Source organism: Flexilinea flocculi (genome assembly GCF_001192795.1).
Lineage (GTDB): Bacteria > Chloroflexota > Anaerolineae > Anaerolineales > Anaerolineaceae > Flexilinea > Flexilinea flocculi.
Window position 1 is genome coordinate 552,329 of the sequence record NZ_DF968180.1, and the last position, 18,310, is coordinate 570,638.

17 protein-coding genes are annotated in these 18,310 nt (G+C 42.2%); 14 read left to right on the forward strand and 3 right to left on the reverse strand.

Annotated features, from left to right (window positions below; translation table 11 throughout):
- Nucleotides 1–183 precede the first annotated feature (183 nt).
- The gene (locus ATC1_RS04530; RefSeq protein ID WP_062278786.1) at nt 184–987 is read right to left on the reverse strand and encodes a BtpA/SgcQ family protein; all 804 of its coding nucleotides are present in this window, start codon (nt 985–987) and stop codon (nt 184–186) included.
- A 442-nt stretch (nt 988–1,429) separates the two neighbouring features.
- Here ATC1_RS04530 and ATC1_RS04535 point away from each other — a divergent pair, with 442 nt between their 5' ends.
- The 14 genes from ATC1_RS04535 to ATC1_RS04600 all read left to right on the forward strand — a co-directional run bounded on the left by ATC1_RS04535 (nt 1,430) and on the right by ATC1_RS04600 (nt 15,671).
- Nucleotides 1,430–2,530, forward strand: a complete 1,101-nt coding sequence (locus tag ATC1_RS04535) for an ABC transporter substrate-binding protein (protein ID WP_062278788.1) — start codon at nt 1,430–1,432, stop codon at nt 2,528–2,530.
- 74 nt (nt 2,531–2,604) lie between these two features.
- A complete protein-coding gene (locus ATC1_RS04540; protein WP_172667714.1) occupies nt 2,605–3,780 on the forward strand; it encodes a SurA N-terminal domain-containing protein in 1,176 nt (391 codons plus the stop codon).
- Between the two features lie 11 nt (nt 3,781–3,791).
- A complete protein-coding gene (locus ATC1_RS04545) occupies nt 3,792–4,436 on the forward strand; it encodes an HAD family hydrolase (protein ID WP_062278792.1) in 645 nt (214 codons plus the stop codon).
- Between the two features lie 4 nt (nt 4,437–4,440).
- On the forward strand, nt 4,441–5,529 hold the full coding sequence (locus ATC1_RS04550; protein WP_062278793.1) for a M42 family metallopeptidase: 1,089 nt from the start codon (nt 4,441–4,443) through the stop codon (nt 5,527–5,529).
- A 112-nt stretch (nt 5,530–5,641) separates the two neighbouring features.
- Complete coding sequence (locus tag ATC1_RS04555) at nt 5,642–7,159, forward strand: FGGY-family carbohydrate kinase (RefSeq protein ID WP_062278795.1); 1,518 nt, start codon at nt 5,642–5,644, stop codon at nt 7,157–7,159.
- Between the two features lie 401 nt (nt 7,160–7,560).
- Complete coding sequence (locus tag ATC1_RS04560; RefSeq protein WP_062278995.1) at nt 7,561–8,445, forward strand: sugar phosphate isomerase/epimerase family protein; 885 nt, start codon at nt 7,561–7,563, stop codon at nt 8,443–8,445.
- Between the two features lie 45 nt (nt 8,446–8,490).
- The gene (locus ATC1_RS04565) at nt 8,491–9,156 is read left to right on the forward strand and encodes a class II aldolase/adducin family protein (protein ID WP_062278797.1); all 666 of its coding nucleotides are present in this window, start codon (nt 8,491–8,493) and stop codon (nt 9,154–9,156) included.
- 8 nt (nt 9,157–9,164) lie between these two features.
- Entirely contained in the window at nt 9,165–9,956 is a 792-nt protein-coding gene (locus ATC1_RS04570; RefSeq protein ID WP_062278799.1) for an ABC transporter ATP-binding protein, read from the forward strand.
- A gap of 16 nt (nt 9,957–9,972) precedes the next feature.
- The gene (locus tag ATC1_RS04575; RefSeq protein ID WP_062278800.1) at nt 9,973–10,767 is read left to right on the forward strand and encodes an ABC transporter permease; all 795 of its coding nucleotides are present in this window, start codon (nt 9,973–9,975) and stop codon (nt 10,765–10,767) included.
- Complete coding sequence (locus ATC1_RS04580) at nt 10,755–11,579, forward strand: ABC transporter ATP-binding protein (RefSeq protein ID WP_062278802.1); 825 nt, start codon at nt 10,755–10,757, stop codon at nt 11,577–11,579. Before ATC1_RS04575 ends, ATC1_RS04580 begins: the two co-directional genes overlap by 13 nt.
- A 13-nt stretch (nt 11,580–11,592) precedes the next feature.
- Nucleotides 11,593–12,345 (forward strand): ABC transporter permease, encoded by a 753-nt coding sequence (locus ATC1_RS04585; protein ID WP_062278803.1) that lies wholly within the window; start codon nt 11,593–11,595, stop codon nt 12,343–12,345.
- A 57-nt stretch (nt 12,346–12,402) separates the two neighbouring features.
- On the forward strand, nt 12,403–13,740 hold the full coding sequence (locus ATC1_RS04590) for a M20 family metallopeptidase (RefSeq protein ID WP_062278805.1): 1,338 nt from the start codon (nt 12,403–12,405) through the stop codon (nt 13,738–13,740).
- Nucleotides 13,741–13,872: 132 nt separating this feature from the next.
- Nucleotides 13,873–14,247, forward strand: coding sequence for a hypothetical protein (locus ATC1_RS04595; protein ID WP_152024225.1), 375 nt, complete (start codon nt 13,873–13,875; stop codon nt 14,245–14,247).
- Between the two features lie 155 nt (nt 14,248–14,402).
- Nucleotides 14,403–15,671, forward strand: coding sequence for a D-serine ammonia-lyase (locus ATC1_RS04600; RefSeq protein ID WP_062278997.1), 1,269 nt, complete (start codon nt 14,403–14,405; stop codon nt 15,669–15,671).
- A 300-nt stretch (nt 15,672–15,971) separates the two neighbouring features.
- Here ATC1_RS04600 and ATC1_RS04605 read toward each other — a convergent pair whose 3' ends face one another.
- Nucleotides 15,972–17,018, reverse strand: a complete 1,047-nt coding sequence (locus tag ATC1_RS04605; RefSeq protein ID WP_062278808.1) for a zinc-dependent dehydrogenase — start codon at nt 17,016–17,018, stop codon at nt 15,972–15,974.
- Nucleotides 17,019–17,118: 100 nt separating this feature from the next.
- On the reverse strand, nt 17,119–18,159 hold the full coding sequence (locus ATC1_RS04610) for a Gfo/Idh/MocA family oxidoreductase (RefSeq protein ID WP_062278809.1): 1,041 nt from the start codon (nt 18,157–18,159) through the stop codon (nt 17,119–17,121).
- Nucleotides 18,160–18,310: the final 151 nt, after the last annotated feature.

Genomic DNA, 18,310 nt, shown 5'->3' on the forward strand with positions numbered 1-18,310 from the left:
CAGATACATTAAAACCCCCTCAGGCAACAATGCAATAATTCGATATATGGAAAGTCCTGCTGCGAAAAGAAAACCATCTTGTTGTTGTGTTGTTTTTATGCGAAGTGCAAAAACAACACAACAATTTATGATCCTTGCCAAATTTCGAATCGTTGACAGGAGGGGGAGGGATTCATTACCAAGCTAGCGAATTGAGCGTACTTTATCCATGAATTCTTTTACACGGTCAAGATCTGTGTGATTCTCAAAAATTCCGTCTTTTTTAAATGTGGTACCAACGACGGCGCCGTCGGCTATTGAAAGTATTTTTTCGATTGTGGTAACTTTGCAGCCGGTGTTGGCAAAAACTGCTGTATCCGGAATTGCTTCTTTAACGCTGGCAAGTACGTTTGTATCTGTTGATGCACCGGCAGTGATGCCTGAAACGCAAATAACATCCGGACGGTTGTTGAATACCGTTGTCTTTGCGATTTCCACAATATCCCGATCCGCAAGATATTTTGCCGCTTCAGGGACAATATTAAAGAACATTTTCAGATCCTTCAGTCCCAGTCGCATTTTGTGGCGCATAATTTCTCCGGTATTGGTGTCCCAAAGGCCGAAATCGCTGGCGTAGACGCCACTCATGATCTCACGGATAAAAAGCGCTCCGGTTGCAGCTGCCAGGTCAATCGATGCATAGGGATCCCAAAGAACGTTGACGCCAAATGGAATTTTGATTTCACTTTTAATTTCACCAATAATCCGCGCCATTGCAGCCGTTGTCTCAGGCTTAACTTTACGCAGATAGGGAAGGCTGAATTCATTTGAGAACATCACTGCGTCCACACCGCCTTCCTGCAGAGCGAGAAACTCAGTCCGAGCCATATCGACTACTTTTTGCATTCCTCCGTCTGCGTCATAGTATGGATCTCCCGGTAAAGCGCGGAAATGACACATCGCTACAATAGGTTTTTGGGTTTTAAATAGCTGCTGAATCCATTGCATAGTAAATAAATCCTCTTATGGTTAATGTATAGATAGACTTGCTGAAAATTGGTTTTGATGACGAGAGAAACACTTCCCTTGTTTTTGTACTTCTGATCATTTTAAAAAAATAAAATGATCATCTATTCATATTATAAATTGAGTTTATCATTAAACAAGGCTTGTGTCAAAGTGAAGCCTTTAAAAATCAATCAATAATATCCAAAAGTTTGAAAAAAATTATCAAATATAACCGAAAAGTAAAAATACTTACTTTTCGTGAAAAAAAATGAAATCACAATGTTTCAAATTTTTGAAAAATTGATCAAAAAATCTTGACGTCATCGAAAAAACGATTTATGATAAAAAACATCACAAAGAATTCATACGATTGTATGAACAAACAAGATTGGCAGTACCTTTACTGTCTGATCTTAAAATAATGACAAAAGGAGAAAATGATATGAAGAGGTCTTTATTATTAACCATTGTTGTACTGTTGGTTCTCAGTGTGTTCAGCAGCGTAGCTGCAGAGGGCGAACTGAGAGAAATCACTTATGTTCTGCCACGTACCGCTGAAGTTCTTGAAGATACTCCTTTCTGGGTTGCCCAGAATCTTGGTTATCTTGCTGAAGAAGGCTTGACACTCAAGATGGAACAGGCATTTGGTACTACCGACCTGAAAATGGTAGCAACCGGCCAAGCTGATTTCGCTGCTCCCGGACCATCCTTCATACTGGCTGGAATTGAAGAAGGTCTCCCCATTAAAGTCGTATCTGCGTATGATGCAATCAATATTTGGGGTATGTGTGTTCTGAACAACAGCAAGGTTCAGACATGGGATGATATGAAAGGCGCAGTTGAAAAATACGGCAAAAAATTAACCGTAGCGCTGGGTGATGCTTCCTGGGAAATGCTTGTTACACCAACTCTGGTTGCCGCAGGTGTCGATCCTGTGAAGGATATCGAATGGGTTGTTGCCGGTGAAAACCGCTATATCCAGGTTGCTGAAGGAAAACTGGATATGTTGTTCACATGGCCAGGAGAAGCATGGCAATTGATCGGACAGGGTTATGATTTCAAATATATCGACGGTGATGACGTATTGAAGACCAATTCAAACTCAATCATCACCAATCTGGATCTGATTAAAAATGAACCGGAAGTAGTACAGGGTTTCGTCACTGCTTTAGCGAAGAGTATCTATTTTGTCAAATACAATCCTGAAGCTGCCGCTGCCGTTTCCTGCAATCAATGGCCGAATATCGATGTAACGTGGAAAGCTGCTCTGTATGTTCAACAAGGACGCGCCTATCAAATGTTTGGCGCCCCAGGCGGACCGGATGAGCAAAAGCTTCTGGATAACATTGGATTCAGCTGGGAAGATAAATGGATGCTGAATGTGAAAGTTGCCAAGGAATCCGGTGTAATTAAGACAGATCTGACAGCTGACCAAATCTTCACAAACGAGTTCTTCGATAATACATGGGATCGTGCCAAGGTTGAAGCTGACGCTGATTCTTATGATGTTGCTTCTGCAAAAGCAAGATATAAAGCAGAATAAGGAATTCAACTTGATTTGAAATTCCCGGGAGATTTATTCTTCCGGGAATTTAAATTAATAGAATGCTTTCAAGAATGAAAAAACTTTTCTTAATCTTACTCATTGTATTATTTTTTCCCCCCTTATTGACGGTTAAAGCCGAAACTACACAAACGCAAGAATCAGAGAATAGTATAGCTGCATTGGTTGACGGGAAGCCAATTTTTTGGAGTCAGGTTGAAGCTCAAATGACAACGCTGAATATGATGTATCAAAATTTAAGCGGCAGCCTGAGTGATGAAGAAATTGCAGAAAAAAAATTAAAGGCAAAATCTGAAATTTTAGACAAACTCATTGAACAACTTGTTGTTCAAAACAAACTTGCTTCTCTTGGGTTCATCGTTACCGATGAGATCAAGACACAAGCTGAGGAAAGTTATCAATCGACCGTCAAGGTCATTGAAGATTATGTAAAAAAATCTTATCCGGATATCAGCAAGGAAGATTTGGAGGAAACTGCACAGTGGATTCTAAGCAATCAAGGGCTATCCAAAGAATCGATTGTGGAAAGTGCAATCCAAAATGCATTATTTGACGCTTATAAGAAGCAGATTGAAGATGAAACGGATCGAATGGATGAATCTGCTGTAAAGGCATATTACAATTCGTTATATTCCGAACAAAAAGAATCTTTTTCCAACGATATCAATCTTTATGAACAAGCACTTCTTTCAGGAAAACCGGTTATTTTTCGTCCGGTTGAAACCCGAGTTATAAAACAACTCTCTATACCGTTTGATGATGATGTCATCGATTTGATCAATCAGCTCAATGCATACGGCTCAAAGGATGAAGCCGAAAAAATGCGGATGGATCAATATGATCGAATATCCGCGAAATTGAATCAAACAATGGATCGACTGAAATCCGGAGAATCTTTTGATGCATTAATCGAAGAGTTCTCAGAAGGCAGCGACGCTGTCAATTATGTATCAGAACAATCGACTCGATTTTCGGAAGAATTTAAAAACGCTGCTATGTCGATTGAAACATTGGGACAGTTTTCCGAACCGATCAAGACAGCGTATGGGTATCTTATTTTATGTTGGGATGCAACGCTTGAAGCTGCCGATCCGGTGGCATTTGAAGATGTTAGAGCAGACCTGGAAAGTCTTTTATCGGAATTCAATTGCAACAGAGCTATTGCCGATCAGAAAATGCAGTGGTTGAAAGAAGCGAATATCGAAATCTTTGAAGACGGGCTAAAATAGAGGTAGACAAAATGAACCTTTTTGCAGTTTTATTCGATTTTGACGGTACACTCTTTTTTGGCACAACCGATATCAATTATTACGTGATTAATAAAGCGCTCACGGAGATGGGTCTTCCATCCATAACCCGTGAAATCGCAAATTCTACTGTGGGGGACAAGCTGATTGATGTCTCCAAAAAGCTGTTACATACGGAGAATGAAGCTGCTGCTCGGGATTTTATGCGGCGTCTGATCTGTTATACACCAGAAGCAATCGAAACAATTGCAGTGATTGAACCAGATTGCATCCATATGCTGGAAACATTAAACCGCCATGCCCCGCTGGCAATCTGCTCCAATGCAGAAAAAGAGTACCTCGATTTGCTGCTTAAAAAATTTAATCTCGAGCAATATTTTCAATTTATTTGGCACAGAAAAAATGGATTTGATAAAAAGATGGCAGTTTTGGAGTTGAAATCAATTTTGAAAGCCGAAAAAACGATAATGGTTGGTGATCGGGCTGAAGATATTTCAGCGGGGAAAGCAAACCAGTGCATTACGGTTGCGATTCAAAATGATTTTGGAGCAAGAGATGCTCTCGGCGCTGACTTCAACGTTCGGAACCATCTTGAGATGGAATCGATTATTATGCAAATTTTGCATGAGAAGAGGTAAAAACATGATTATAAAAGATATTTTGCGTGAATTTATGCTAACGCCCGCGCCGAGCGGATACGAGAAAGAAATGGCGTATCTGTTGAAAGGATACTTTTCGAAATTTTGCGATGAAGTGCGCATCGATCGAATAGGAAATTGCATTGGGAAAATCAACGGAACCAATCCAGATCTGCCAAAAGCTATGGTTTTTGGACATATGGATCAGCTCGGTTTTATCGTCCGGAAAATTGAAAAGGACGGTTATATACAGGTCGATCGGCTTGGCGGAATCCCTGAAAAAGTTCTCCCGGGTTTAAATTTAATGATACGGAGTGAGGATGGCAGTTGGCATCCTGGAATTTTTGGTCCCAAGGCTCATCATGCAACACCGGCAGAAGAAAAGTATAAAGTGGATCTTGTTACGTCATTATTTGTGGATATAGGAGTAAAAACAAGTGATGAAGTTCGAAAACTGGGCATTGAAATAGGCTGCCCTGCCATCTATAAACCCTCATTTACTGAATTGACGCATTCAGTGATCTCCGGAACAGCGGTGGACAATCGCGGTGCCTGTGCGTGTTTAGTAAAAATGGCAGAATACCTCAAAGGGCAGCGTCCGCAATGTGATGTTTATCTTGTCGGAACAGTATGGGAAGAATTTAACCTGCGTGGAGCAATGATGGCAGCTCGGACTATCCATCCGGATATCGCGATTTCGTTGGATGTCTGTCTTGCTGGCGATACAAAAGATCTGAACAGCAAATTCGATGATGTGGTAGGAAATGGCGCCTGTGTTCAGCTTTACAGTTTTCATGGACGCGGTACTTTGAATGGTACATTACCGCATGAACCGTTGTATAAACTGGCCAAAGAGAGCGCGAGGAAAACTGGTAAGAATCTTCAGCGTTTTGCTGCTCTTGGCATCTTAACCGATGCATCTTATATTCAGTTAGAAGGCAATGGCGTCGCATGCCTGGAAATGGGATTTCCTGCCCGATATACTCACACGCCCGTTGAAGTTTGCGATATGGATGATATTGATGGCCTGGCGGTAATTTGTGCTGAGATGATGCGCAGTATCGATGATCATTTTCAAATCAGCCGGTATTAATTTGGAATTTCCATTCCATTGAAGGTATCAATTTGAGTCTTTTCCATATTTTGTCTCGATGCTTCATTGGAACGGAATTTTGTTTTTGATCAAATCTTTTGGATGGTAGCTAATGAGTAAACAATATTTTTTAGGAATTGATATTGGCACTTATGAGAGCAAAGGCGCTCTGGTTGATGAGGAAGCGCAAATCATTGCTTCTCATTCATGTCCGCATACGATGGAATCACCAAAACCAGGTTATGCGGAACACGATGCAGAAAAAACATGGTGGGCTGATTTTTGCGAAATTTCAAAGGCAATTCTTGCGAAATCAGGAGTTTCCCCCCGCGACATTGCCAGTGTTGGCTGTAGTACGATTGCACCTTGCTGCCTCCCTGTTGATAAGGATTTGAACCCGCTTCGTAAGGCGATTCTTTATGGGATTGATGTCCGCGCTGTTGAAGAGATTTCTTATCTTGAAGGACTTTATGGGAAGCATCAGATTTTCGAAAAATGCGGAACTCCGCTGACCTCTCAGTCAGCAGCTGCGAAAATCCTTTGGATCAAGAATCATGAACCGGAAATCTATGCACGAACGGATAAGTTCATCACAGGAAGTACTTACCTTGTCGCAAAACTTACCGGTAAATTTACGATTGACCATTATACGGCTGCCACCTGGGTACCAATCTATGATATCGAAAAAAAGGATTGGGATAGTGATTTGTCGTTATTCTGCAGACGAGAACAATTGGCAGATTGCAAATGGACGCATGAGATTGTCGGAGAGGTCACTGAGAAAGCTTCCCGGGAAACCGGACTGGCTGCCGGAACACCGGTGACGACTGGAACGGCGGATGCTTCTGCTGAAGCTTTCAGCGTCGGTGTCCTGGATCCGGGAGATATGATGTTGATGTTTGGCTCCTCGATTTTCATGATTCATGTCGTTGATCATTTTACAAAGGATGAACGTCTCTGGGCTGGTCCATATCTTTTCCCGAATACCTATGCTATTGCTGCTGGAATGAGCTGTGCCGGAACGTTGACCCGTTGGTTTCGCGATAATTTCGCCAGGGATGTTGCAGCGGAAGCAAATGCAAGTGGAGAGAATGCTTATGCCATGATGGCTGCATTGGCAAAAGATATCCCTGCCGGATCAGAAGGTTTGGTTGTTTTACCCTATTTTTCAGGTGAACGCACACCGATTAATGATCCGCTCGCCAAAGGTTTGATTTTTGGATTAAACCTTCATCATACAAGAGAGCATGTCTATAACGCTTGCCTGGAGGGTGTTGGTTACGGTATTAATCAGCATTTTGAAATCTTTGATGAACGCAATATGAGAACAAAGAAAATCATGGCTGTCGGTGGCGGAACGAAAAATGAAAAATGGATCCAAGCTGTTGCAAATATCAGCGGAAAAACCATTCATACAGCCGTAGTTGAGATGGGCGCTGCTTATGGCGATGCATTGTTATCTGCACTTGGAATCGGTTTTTATCAGAATTCGGAAGAGCTGACAAAGAAAATTCAATTAAAGCGGTCAATTTTTCCTGACATGGCGGTTTATCAAACCTACGCGCCATATCGTGAACAATATTATTTACTGTATCAGGCGACAAAAGATATTATGCATCGTTATTCATGAAAAACCAGCAATTCGAAATATCGACTTGTTATTCGAATGGATCGGGAAGAACTTGTTGTTGTGATGTTTTTATCCGAAGCACAAAAGCATCACAATAACAAAGAATTTTTATCAAAATTTGGATTGTTCATGAAGCTACAGAATGGCTTGATTGAACGGATTTGAATGTTTTTTCCATCGTAATAGCAGTGGGAATACCGCCCATCATCATTCTGTTTGTCCGGAGGAATAATTCATTTTGGAAGATAATGCAAATAAATTGATAAAAAAAGAATCAAATTGAATCATTTAACCTTGTTGATTTGATGATATAAAACTATAATATGGCGAAGAATGATAGAATTCGCTCGATTATGGAAAATTGAATACTTTTGCTGAGGGAGAAAGATATGAAATCACAGATAAAAAAAGGGATCAATATCTGGTCATTTGACCAAAGTAAATCTGTTGAATCATGTATGCAGCTTGCAAAGGATGCCGGTTTCGAAGGAATTGAACTGGCACTGGCGGCTGATGGCCCGATCGGGATGAAAAGCAGTGACGCAGAGATTATCGCAATCAAAAAAGCATCAGAAAAAATCGGAATTGAAATTTGCAGCCTGGCTACCGGACTATATTGGCAGTATTCTTTGACGAGCAACCGTGAGGATATCCGGGAAAAAGCAAAACAAGTTGTCAAACGTCAGATTGATGTTGCAGCGTTACTTGGGGTTGACTGTATTTTAGTTTGTCCGGGTACTGTCGGCGTGGACTTTAAACCGGAGGATGTTGTTCCTGATGCCGGAAATATCGAATTTTTTGCTGGATCTGAAATTATCGATTATGACGTAGCTTATGAACGCGCACAGAAAGCGTTAATGGAGTTGGCTCCTTATGCGGGAGAAAAAGGCGTAATCATCGGAATTGAGAATATTTGGAACAAATTTTTGCTGAGTCCGCTGGAAATGAAAAATTTTTTGGATGAAATCAATTCTCCTTTTGTCGGCGCTTTTCTGGATGTAGGCAATATGCTTCTTTTTGGTTATCCGGAACACTGGATCAAAATTCTTAATAAACGGATAAAGAAAGTTCATTTTAAAGATTTTCGCAGAGATGCTAAAGGTCTGGCGGGATTCGTCGATTTACTCGCGGGCGATGTTGATTGGGTAAAAGTAATTGATGCATTTGAAGCAGTCGGGTATCACGGTTGGGCGAGTGCTGAAATGTGTCCGACCTATCACCTTTACACAGATCAGATGATCTATAATGCATCGGCTTCAATGGATTGCATTCTGCGCCGAAAATAAGAGAAATCACCTAACTATATAAAAAAAAGGAGTGATAACAGCGTAATGGAAAAGAAAGTGAGATGGGAATTTAAACACCTGACTGCCTCTTATGCAAAACAGTTTTTTGAGAGGAAATTGACGCCGGGAATGGATTCCGGTGACTGGAGCATGCGGGATGCTGAAACCGGTTATATCTATGTCTGTCCAAGACCTAATGCAAAATTTGATATTCGCCCCAATTGGAGTGTCATTAAAGCGGAACATATTTGTGTCTGTGATCCTGATGGGAATCTGGTCGATGATAACGGATTTCTTCCGACTGTTGAACTTCCTATGCATTTGGCAATCTACAAAGCGAGACCTGAAATTCATGCAATTGTTCACAGTCATCCATTATATTCTTCCGCATTTGCAGCGACTGGCGAAGATATTCCTGTATTGCTGGCTGAACAGGCGTTATTTCTTGGCGGCGATGTGAAATGTGCGGAATACGGATTGGTTGGCTCTCAGACATTGGCAGATAATATTGTTGCTGCTTTGGGGAAAGATCATCGTGCCGCATTGCTGAGAAATCATGGCGCTGTGATTCTGGGAAAAGATCTGGAAGAAGCGTTTGTTCTTGCTGATTTTCTGGAACATGGCGCTTATGTAGCGATTTTATCAAAAATCGTTGGAAAACCCATTGAAATATCAATGGATAATATTCTTGATCCAAGTTTAGTACTGTGAAAACGCTTATGGAAAATAAAATTTTCAGAATCAACCGTATCAGTAAGTCATTCGGTTCAGAAAATTCTGATAGTAAGGTGGAAGTCATCAAGGAAATCAGTATGGAGATCCTTGAAAAGGAATTTGTCGTTATTTTGGGCAATTCCGGCTGTGGAAAATCGACCTTCCTAAAAATATTAGGCGGTATTCTTCCGGCTTCCTCTGGCAATATAGAATTTAATGGAAAAGACTACGGGCAAGAAATTCCAAGGGATGTACTTAAGAAATTTGGTTTTGTTTTTCAGAATAATAACTTGCTCCAATGGCGAACAACCGAAGGCAACCTTCGCTTCATGCTTGAAATGATGCATCTGAAGGGTGAACAGTGGACGGCTCGTATTGATGAAATGCTGGATATTGTCGGATTAAAAGCATATAAAAAAGAGTATCCACATGAACTTTCCGGTGGAATGCGGCAAAGGGTCGGAATCGCGCGCGCTTTGGTGCATAATCCGGATGTGCTGATCCTGGATCAGCCACTTGGTGCTCTGGATGCAATCACACGGAAAATGTTGTCTTATGAAATACTGAATATTTGGAAAAAAACGCAAAAGACAGTAGTGATGGTCACGAATAATGTCGACGAGGCGCTGCTTCTGGCAAATCGGATCTTTGTGCTGTCACCGGTTCTTCCTACGACAATTTCCCATGAGATTCAAGTGAACATCCCGATCACTGCGCGTGATGAGAATATCTATGAAAATCAGCGATTTAACGAACTTCGTGAAATGATCAACGATATCGTTCGCTCGACTATATAAGAGGGAGGAAAAGAATTTGAATACAACAACTGCTGTTCAAAAGAAGCGAAAACCGGAATCCATCGGATCCGGATATCTGAACATTTTGGCGCCATTAATTGTTTTAGTCATATTGATTGCTGCTCTTGAATTCTTTACACGCGCTTTTGGTATTTCTCGCTTTGTTCTGCCGCCTCCTACAGATATCATTGCCCAAACCATCAGTAATTTTCCTGAAATCTGGCCTCATTTCTTATTCACATTAAAAATCGTGGCAATTGGTTTCATGATTTCGGTACCGTTGGGAATGCTAATTGCAGCTTTGTTCTCACAATATGAAATTCTGGTCAAAGCCATTTCTCCAGTCATTATCTGGCTAGTGATTACACCGATGATTACGCTGATTCCGTTGATTATGCTCTGGCTTGGAACGGATCCGAACCTTCGGGTGATTGTTGTGATCATTCAGGCAACACCGATCATTACGCTGAATACGTTGAACGGATTTACCAATATTGAAGGTGAAAAATTGGAACTGGCAAAATCTGTCGGAGCTTCAAAGCGGCAGACTTTTATTAAGATTATTTTTATGAATGCAATGCCTCAGGTTTTTACTGGAATTAAACTGGGCTGTATTTTTTCTACCATTGGTGCGATCAGCGCTGATTTTGTTGCTGGAACTGTCGGACTTGGCAGCCGCATTGTTCAATACACGAAGTACAACAGCATCGAACTGAGTTATGGTTGTATTATCATCATCGCATTGATCGGAATTTGCCTGTTCAGCATTGTAGAACTCATTGAAAAACGGATTGTATTATGGAAGAACTAGGGAAAAAGACCTTGCAGGAACCCAGAATCAAATTTGACAATGTAAGCAAAGTTTTCGAAACCCGCAGCCAGGAGATTGTTGCGGTAAAAGATTATTCCATGGAAGTGCTTACAGGTGAATTTGTATCGATTATCGGCCCTTCGGGATGCGGAAAATCGACGCTTATCCGAATGTTAGACGGCATTATCAAGCCGACATACGGAGCCATTTATCTGGATGGAATTCAGGTGAATGAAGAAGGAAAAATGCCGAAAGAAACCTTGAGAAAAATGGGGTTTATCTTTCAGCAGCCTAACCTTCTTCCCTGGTATACGGTTCGTGAAAATGTTGCTCTGCCTCTCCGCATTTTTGGTCTCTCAGGACAGGCATGGGAAAAACGCGTGGATGAATTGTTGGAATTGGTTGGTTTGACGAAATCCGGGCAATTGTTTCCATATGAAATTTCGGGTGGAATGCTGCAGCGGGCAGGTGTGATCCGCGCAATGGTTCATGATCCGGAGATTCTGTTGATGGATGAACCTTTTGGCGCATTGGATGAATTGACGCGGGAGCAGCTTAATATGGAACTCCTGGATATTTGGAAAGAAACACGGAAAACCATTATCTTTATCACGCATAACGTCGAGGAAGCTGTCCTCCTTTCCTCCCGAATCTACATTATGGGAACGCAGCCGGGCAGATTGGTATCCACCGTGAATATCGACCTTCCCAGACCTCGATCTTTGAAAATGATTACACAGCCTGAGTTTATTAGTTATAAACAGAAACTGACAAAACTCATCGGCGATTTAGACTTGAGCAAGATTAAGTAATGAGAGGAAAAATATGACGAAAAAAAGAATTGAGAGTTTTATCGCGCCAATCATCATGTTTCTTCTCATCTTTACAGGCTGGGAGATTATTGTTCGGGCATTGAAGATTCCAAAGTGGCTTTTGCCGATGCCTTCGCAAATATTTAAATCGATGATTGTGAACTTTCCAGCATTTTGGCCGCATATTTTAGTGACAATAGAAACGGTATTGCTCGGGTTTATCATTGCGGTTCCGATCGGTATTCTGCTTGCATCCCTGATTACCAGTTTTAAAGTCGTCAATGCAGCGTTATCACCCTATGTTACATTTCTGGTGATGGTTCCTTTGATCTCATTGGTTCCCCTGCTGATGCTTTTCATGGGATATGGCATGAATGTACGGGTTGTTACAGTAATTATTCAATCCTTTGCGGTTGTCAACATGAATGCCTGTACCGGATTTAATAATGTGCCAATCATGCGGCAAGAGCTGATGCAATCATTGGGCGCTTCCAGATTGCAATCTTATCGACGCGTGATACTGCCCACAGCGGCTAGTGATATTTTTACAGGAGTCCGTCTGGCAGGAATTTTCGCCACTACCGGATGCATCAGTGCAGAATATGTTGGCGGTAACATGGGATTGGGCAGTCAGATTATCAAATATTCGCAATTCCTGAAAACGACCGAATCTTTTGCCTGTATTTTTTACGTGACGATTGTCGGTCTTATGATGTATTGGCTGATTTCTTTTGCACAAAAGAAAATCATCAGTTGGAAAATCTAATAAAAATAAAAGAGAGGTGGGAAAACTTCCGCCTCTTTTTAATTTTGGAGTAAAAAAATGGACAAAAAACAACAGGTTTTTCATTATATCGATCAGCATCAAGAAGAAATCGTAAGTTTTCTGAGGAAACTTGTCAGTTTTAATACAATCAATGATGGTGAAAGCCATGGCAATGAACTTCCTATGCAGCTGTATTTATCAGAACTGATGAGGAAAGAGGGTTTTGACACCGTCATCGAGGCAGCATACGACGAGGAGAAGAAACGTCCTAATGTAATCGGCAAGATTAATGGAACCGGAGGGGGTAAGTCATTGGCGCTTATGGGGCACAGTGACGTGGTTCCCATCAGTTTTCCGGAGCGTTGGGTTTGCCCGCCATTTGAACCAAAAGAGATCGATGGAAAACTGTATGGCCGCGGGACGAGCGATATGAAAGGTGGCCTTGCTGCGGCTTATTATGCCATGAAGGCGATCCGTGAAGCGGGGATCAAGCTTCGCGGGGATATGATCTTCCATTCATCGGTTGGAGAGGAATCGCAATCGGCTGAAACAATCGGTGCAGAACGGGCGCTCAAAGATCATTATCATACCGACTTTGCGATCTGCTGTGAACCCAGCAATCTGGAAATTCACATTGCATCGTCAGCGCTTGTTTTTTTCAAATTAATTGTTGAGGGAAAAGGAGTGCATGTCTCAGCTCGCGGGCAGATGCTGTTTCCTCAACCGAACGGCCTGTCCAGCGGGAACGATGTCGCCGTAGATGCTTTCCGCAAATCACTGCCACTTGTCGATTACATCAATCGGCTTGAGACAGAATGGAATCATCGTTATCGTGATCCGATCATGGGCTGGGGTGGAAAACCGGGGCATGATCAGCAAGGTGTGGGTGTTTTTACCATCAATCCCTGTGATATTCGAGGCGGTGAATATTTGGGAACCGTTCCTTCGCGCATGGAATACACGTTCAGTATCTGGTATCCGGATCGACTGGTCAGCCGGGATGAGCTGCTGGATGAGGTGCGCCGGGGAATCGCTGCGATCGCATCAACGGATGACTGGCTGCGTGTGCATCCACCTGTTGTCGAAGCTCCGGTCATCCAGGATTGGCCGGGTTTTCATGTGGACGAAAAGGAACCGGGAGTTCAGGTTTTACAGAAAGCTGTTTTGGAGGCAACCGGCGATCCGGCTGTACTTTCTGGATTCCGGGCAGTTTGTGATGCATATTACCTCAATCGAAATAACATCAAAACCATCGTTTTAGGTCCCGGAGCCATTAATAATTCCGTACATGGTGATAATGAGTTCATTGTGATTAAGGATTTGATAAAAGCTACAAAAATTTACGCTGCGATGGCGATGGACTGGTGTGAAATCGATGATTCGATCAGCTCATAAAAAATGCAGCTAGCGGTTCGCGAAACCGGAAAAATGAATTATTGTTGTGCAGTTTATTACACGAAGCGTAAGACTGCACAACAATAAAGAATCATCTTCATATTTCGAATTGCTGAAATGGCAGGTATAAACGTGAAGAAAAATAATCAAGCCATCAGTCTTTCCATACTGATGATTGTTTTGATCACATTGTTGATCTTTTTCATAGGAAAAAGCAAAAAGGATCAACAACCTTTTGGGCTTGGCGATTATTCGAATACTGATTTGAATGCATTAATGTCGGAATATGAAACAAGCCAATCTAATGAATCTTTGGTGGAGTTTTTGTCAGCACTCTGTTTTAAAGCAAAAGTTCAGGGGGATGAAAGCGTAATTCCACTCATCGAACGGTATGGAACTGAACTTTTTGATCGAGCACGTGAAGAAAAAGCCGATCTGCAGAGTATTGATTCCGAAGAGCGCATGTTGGAATTAATTCGCTGGATTAAAATGTACGGGGCGAAGTAATCGAAGGAATATTCATTGGAATATTTTCATAATCAGTTAGAATTTATTCTCGGAATAGAAATTTATCAATCAGTAATTCGCAATGTAGATTGGCCTTAAGTTTTTAAGAGATAAGAAATCCTCCCCATATTTTGAATTATTATTTACGTATGAAAATGGATGATCTGCAAAAACTTATCATACAGAACCCTCTGATCGAATGCATGATCCAGGGTGAAGAAGTATTCTGGGAAAATACAAATCGCGGATCTGATTCTTTTCCGTGCTCAATTTCGAAGCGTGATATCCTGGATGCTGATAACCGACTCACCCGTTTTGCTCCATTTATCTATCGCACCTTTTCATATACCCGAGCATTGAACGGGATGATTGAGTCGCCTTTAAAACCGATTCCTCTCATGAAAAAAGCGCTTGAGAGACTTAAGAATGATGAAATCTCCGGAGATTTATTTTTAAAATGTGACCATCAGCTTCCTGTCAGTGGCTCGATAAAAGCCCGTGGCGGAATCTATGAAGTTCTGAAATTTGCTGAAGAGATTGCTCAAAAAGCAGGGATGATTTCTTCTGATCGGGATTATTCCATTTTTTGCGAAAAACGTTTCCAGGAGGCTTTTTCCAGATATAAAATTGCAGTGGGTTCTACCGGGAATCTCGGATTGAGTATCGGCATTATCAGTTCCGCATTAGGCTTTCGGTCGGAAGTTCATATGTCCTCCGATGCAAAAACCTGGAAGAAGGATCTTCTTCGATCCAAAGGAGTACAGGTGATCGAATATGACGGCGATTATACACTTGCCGTTGCTGCCGGTAGAGAAAAGTCAAAATTGGATCCATTCTGTCATTTTGTCGATGATGAAAATTCGGCTGATTTATTCCTTGGCTATGCAACTGCAGCATTGCGGTTGCAAAAACAGCTGGCTGAACAAAAAATACTCGTTGATCAACAGCATCCTTTGTTTGTCTATATACCTTGCGGCGTCGGCAGTGGACCAGGTGGAATTACTTTTGGATTGAAACAAATATATGGAGATTTGGTGCACTGTTATTTTGCAGAGCCTGTACAGGCTCCTTGTATGATGTTGGGATTAATGACTGAATGCTGGGATCAGATTTCAGTATCGGATATCGGACTAACCGGAAGAACGGCAGCGGATGGACTGGCAGTCCAAAGACCATCAGGATTAGTCTGCCGCTTGATGGCTCCAATTCTGGATGGATGCTTTACCGTCCGTGATGAGAGACTCTTTCAGTATCTTCAACTGCTGTATCAAACGGAACAAATATTTATCGAACCATCCGCAAGTGCGGGATTTTCGGGTTTATTCTCTGTGAATAACCATCTCAGAGCCGGCACACATATCGTTTGGGCAACTGGTGGCAATATGGTTCCGCCACAGGAGAAGGATGCTTATCTACGGAAATAATTTACGGTTTTCATGGTATGGAATTGTCATTTTTTGAGATCAACCTTGTTTCCGTTTGAAAATTGTCTTGTATTAAAACCCCAAAACAACACTAAAACCAGTAATTTTCCTCAATTATTAAGAATAACAACATTAGCAATTCGAAATATCAATTGAATTTTCTTTCTTTATTCGATAAGTCAATCCATGTTTCGAGTTGCTGACTGGATCATCGATACCTTGGTTATATAAAAGAATGAGACCGTCCTTTTTTTAAGGATGGTCTTATTCTTAGAGACAAAAAATAATATTGGAGGAAAACTATGGTTCGATGACGATTTTTAAAGCCTTTTTTTGCAACGCTTCTGCAAAAGCTTCTTTTGCTTCTTTCAGCGGAAAACGCTTGCTGACCAGATCGCTGAGATCCACTCTGCCTGAATTGATGATCTGTGCTGCCTGCCAACAATTGTCTGTGCTGCAAGCTGTGGTGGCTGTTACCAGTAGTTCTTTATAATGGACGATATTGGAATCAAAACTGATGCTGGAATTGTCCTTGGGCAATCCACCGAAGAAGTTGATTCTGCCTCCGACAGCAGCCAGCGATAATGAACCCTCCTGCGCTCCGCGTGCAGGTGCGGCAACAATGATGACGTCTGCTCCTCTGCCTTCACTTTCTTCTTTGATGGCGGATTCCAAGTCTTCATTTGTCGGATCAACAACCCGATCAGCGCCCATTCTTTTGGCTTGTTCCGCACGGAATGGGATGGTTTCACTGACGATGACGCGTCCTGCGCCCCATACTTTCGCTAATTTTGCATGCATAATCCCGATCGGACCAGCTCCGATAACCAACACGACATCCCCGGGTTGGATATGCACGGCTTTTTGCCCTCGCAACACGCAGGCAAACGGTTCAATCAGTGCTGCAACTGCCGGATCGACATCGTCATGGATTTTTATGACACAGCCTTGCTGGACGGCATTGGCAGGGACCCGCATATATTCAGCAAAACCGCCGTCGATGGTGATACCGATGGCATCAAAATGGTTCGAACACAAGTTGTTATTACCCGTAATACACTGCTTGCAGTGTCCGCAGCCCATGTTGGGCGCAATAAATACTTTCTGCCCGATGGACAATCCTTCGACACCCTCACCGATTTTTTCGGCGATTCCAACAACTTCATGTCCGGGAATGCGGATTGTACCTTCCGGATAATATCGATGTCCGCCTTGATAAATTCGCAGATCTGTTCCGCAAATGCTGGCACTTGACACTTTGATCAGCAACTCACCCGGACCAATTTCCGGTTTGGGGACATCCATCATCCGAATATCCTCTTTTCCATAATAGACTGCTGCCAACATAATCGTTTCTCCTGTTCTCATTCTGTATTTCGAAATATGGGGAGAATTTTTTATCTCTTTATTCAAAACACAGGCCAAAATTTCGAATTACCGATTCCTTTTATGCACTGTATATTTCGTTTAGATAGACAGGACGTTTTTCAAAGAATGATTTTGTGCCTGCCAGTACACCTGCGACAGCCCATTTCCCGTCTTCCATGCTGACACATGGTTGTTGATCATTTTGAACGCACTGGACAAAGTGGCTTATTTCATTGATATAACCGTACGCAAAGCGCTGCGGCCAGGTTTTTACAATCGGCCGAATTAGGCCTGTTTCACGGTTATTACAGACAACGATCGCTTCTCCTTCAATCGTTCCGATTTGCATGATTCCTTTCGTACCGACAATTTCAACTCTGGCGTCGTAGCCGTATCCGCAAGGGCATATCCCTGAAATCATACCCAATCCGCCGTTTTCAAATTTGCAGTTCACTAAGACGTTGTCATAGAAATTCTCTGTTGTGACGTTGTAGGAAGCTCCTTTGAAATTAGCTACTTCTGCGTAGACGCGTTCGATATTAGCGCCCATCAGCCAGCGGACACTGTCCCAATCATGGCTGTTCACCTCGGAAAGCATGCCATTGGATGTTTTCAGATCTTGCGCCCAACGGGCTGCCGGCAAACCAGGTCCATGCGTATTGGATTTAATCATCATCGGGTCGCCAATTTCGCCGCCCTGGATTCGCTCATAAGCGTGTATGAATTCCGGATCGAAACGCCGCATGAAACCAAGCTGCAGGATGACATGGTTTCGATCCACTGCATCCGAAATCTGATGACATTCTTCCATGGTTAAGCCCATTGGTTTTTCAAGGAATATCTGTTTCTTATTTTCCGCAGCCAGAATCGCTAAAGGTAAATGAGAAGATGGCGGAGTCGTTATCATGACTGCATCGAATTTGGATCGCTCCAATGCCTGGTCGAGACTTTCATATTGCTCTTCAATTTCATATTCGGCGGCAGTCTCTTGCCGGGCAGTTTCGATCGGATCCACCAGAGCAACAATTTTTGCGGCAGGAATGTTATTCCTAATAATGCCGGAATGATTTTTTCCAACCCTTCCAGAGCCGATCATGCAAATTCGAACCTGATTTTTCATTTTATAGTCCTTTTCTTCTGATTATTTTGCAATTCGAAATAAGAAGCGAATTCATGGTTGTTTTACCTTATTTCGAAAGGTCGCTCCATTTTTCAAATTCCTGCTGATTTTTATTCTTATTCGAAGAATCATATTTCCGTTGTTTTAATCT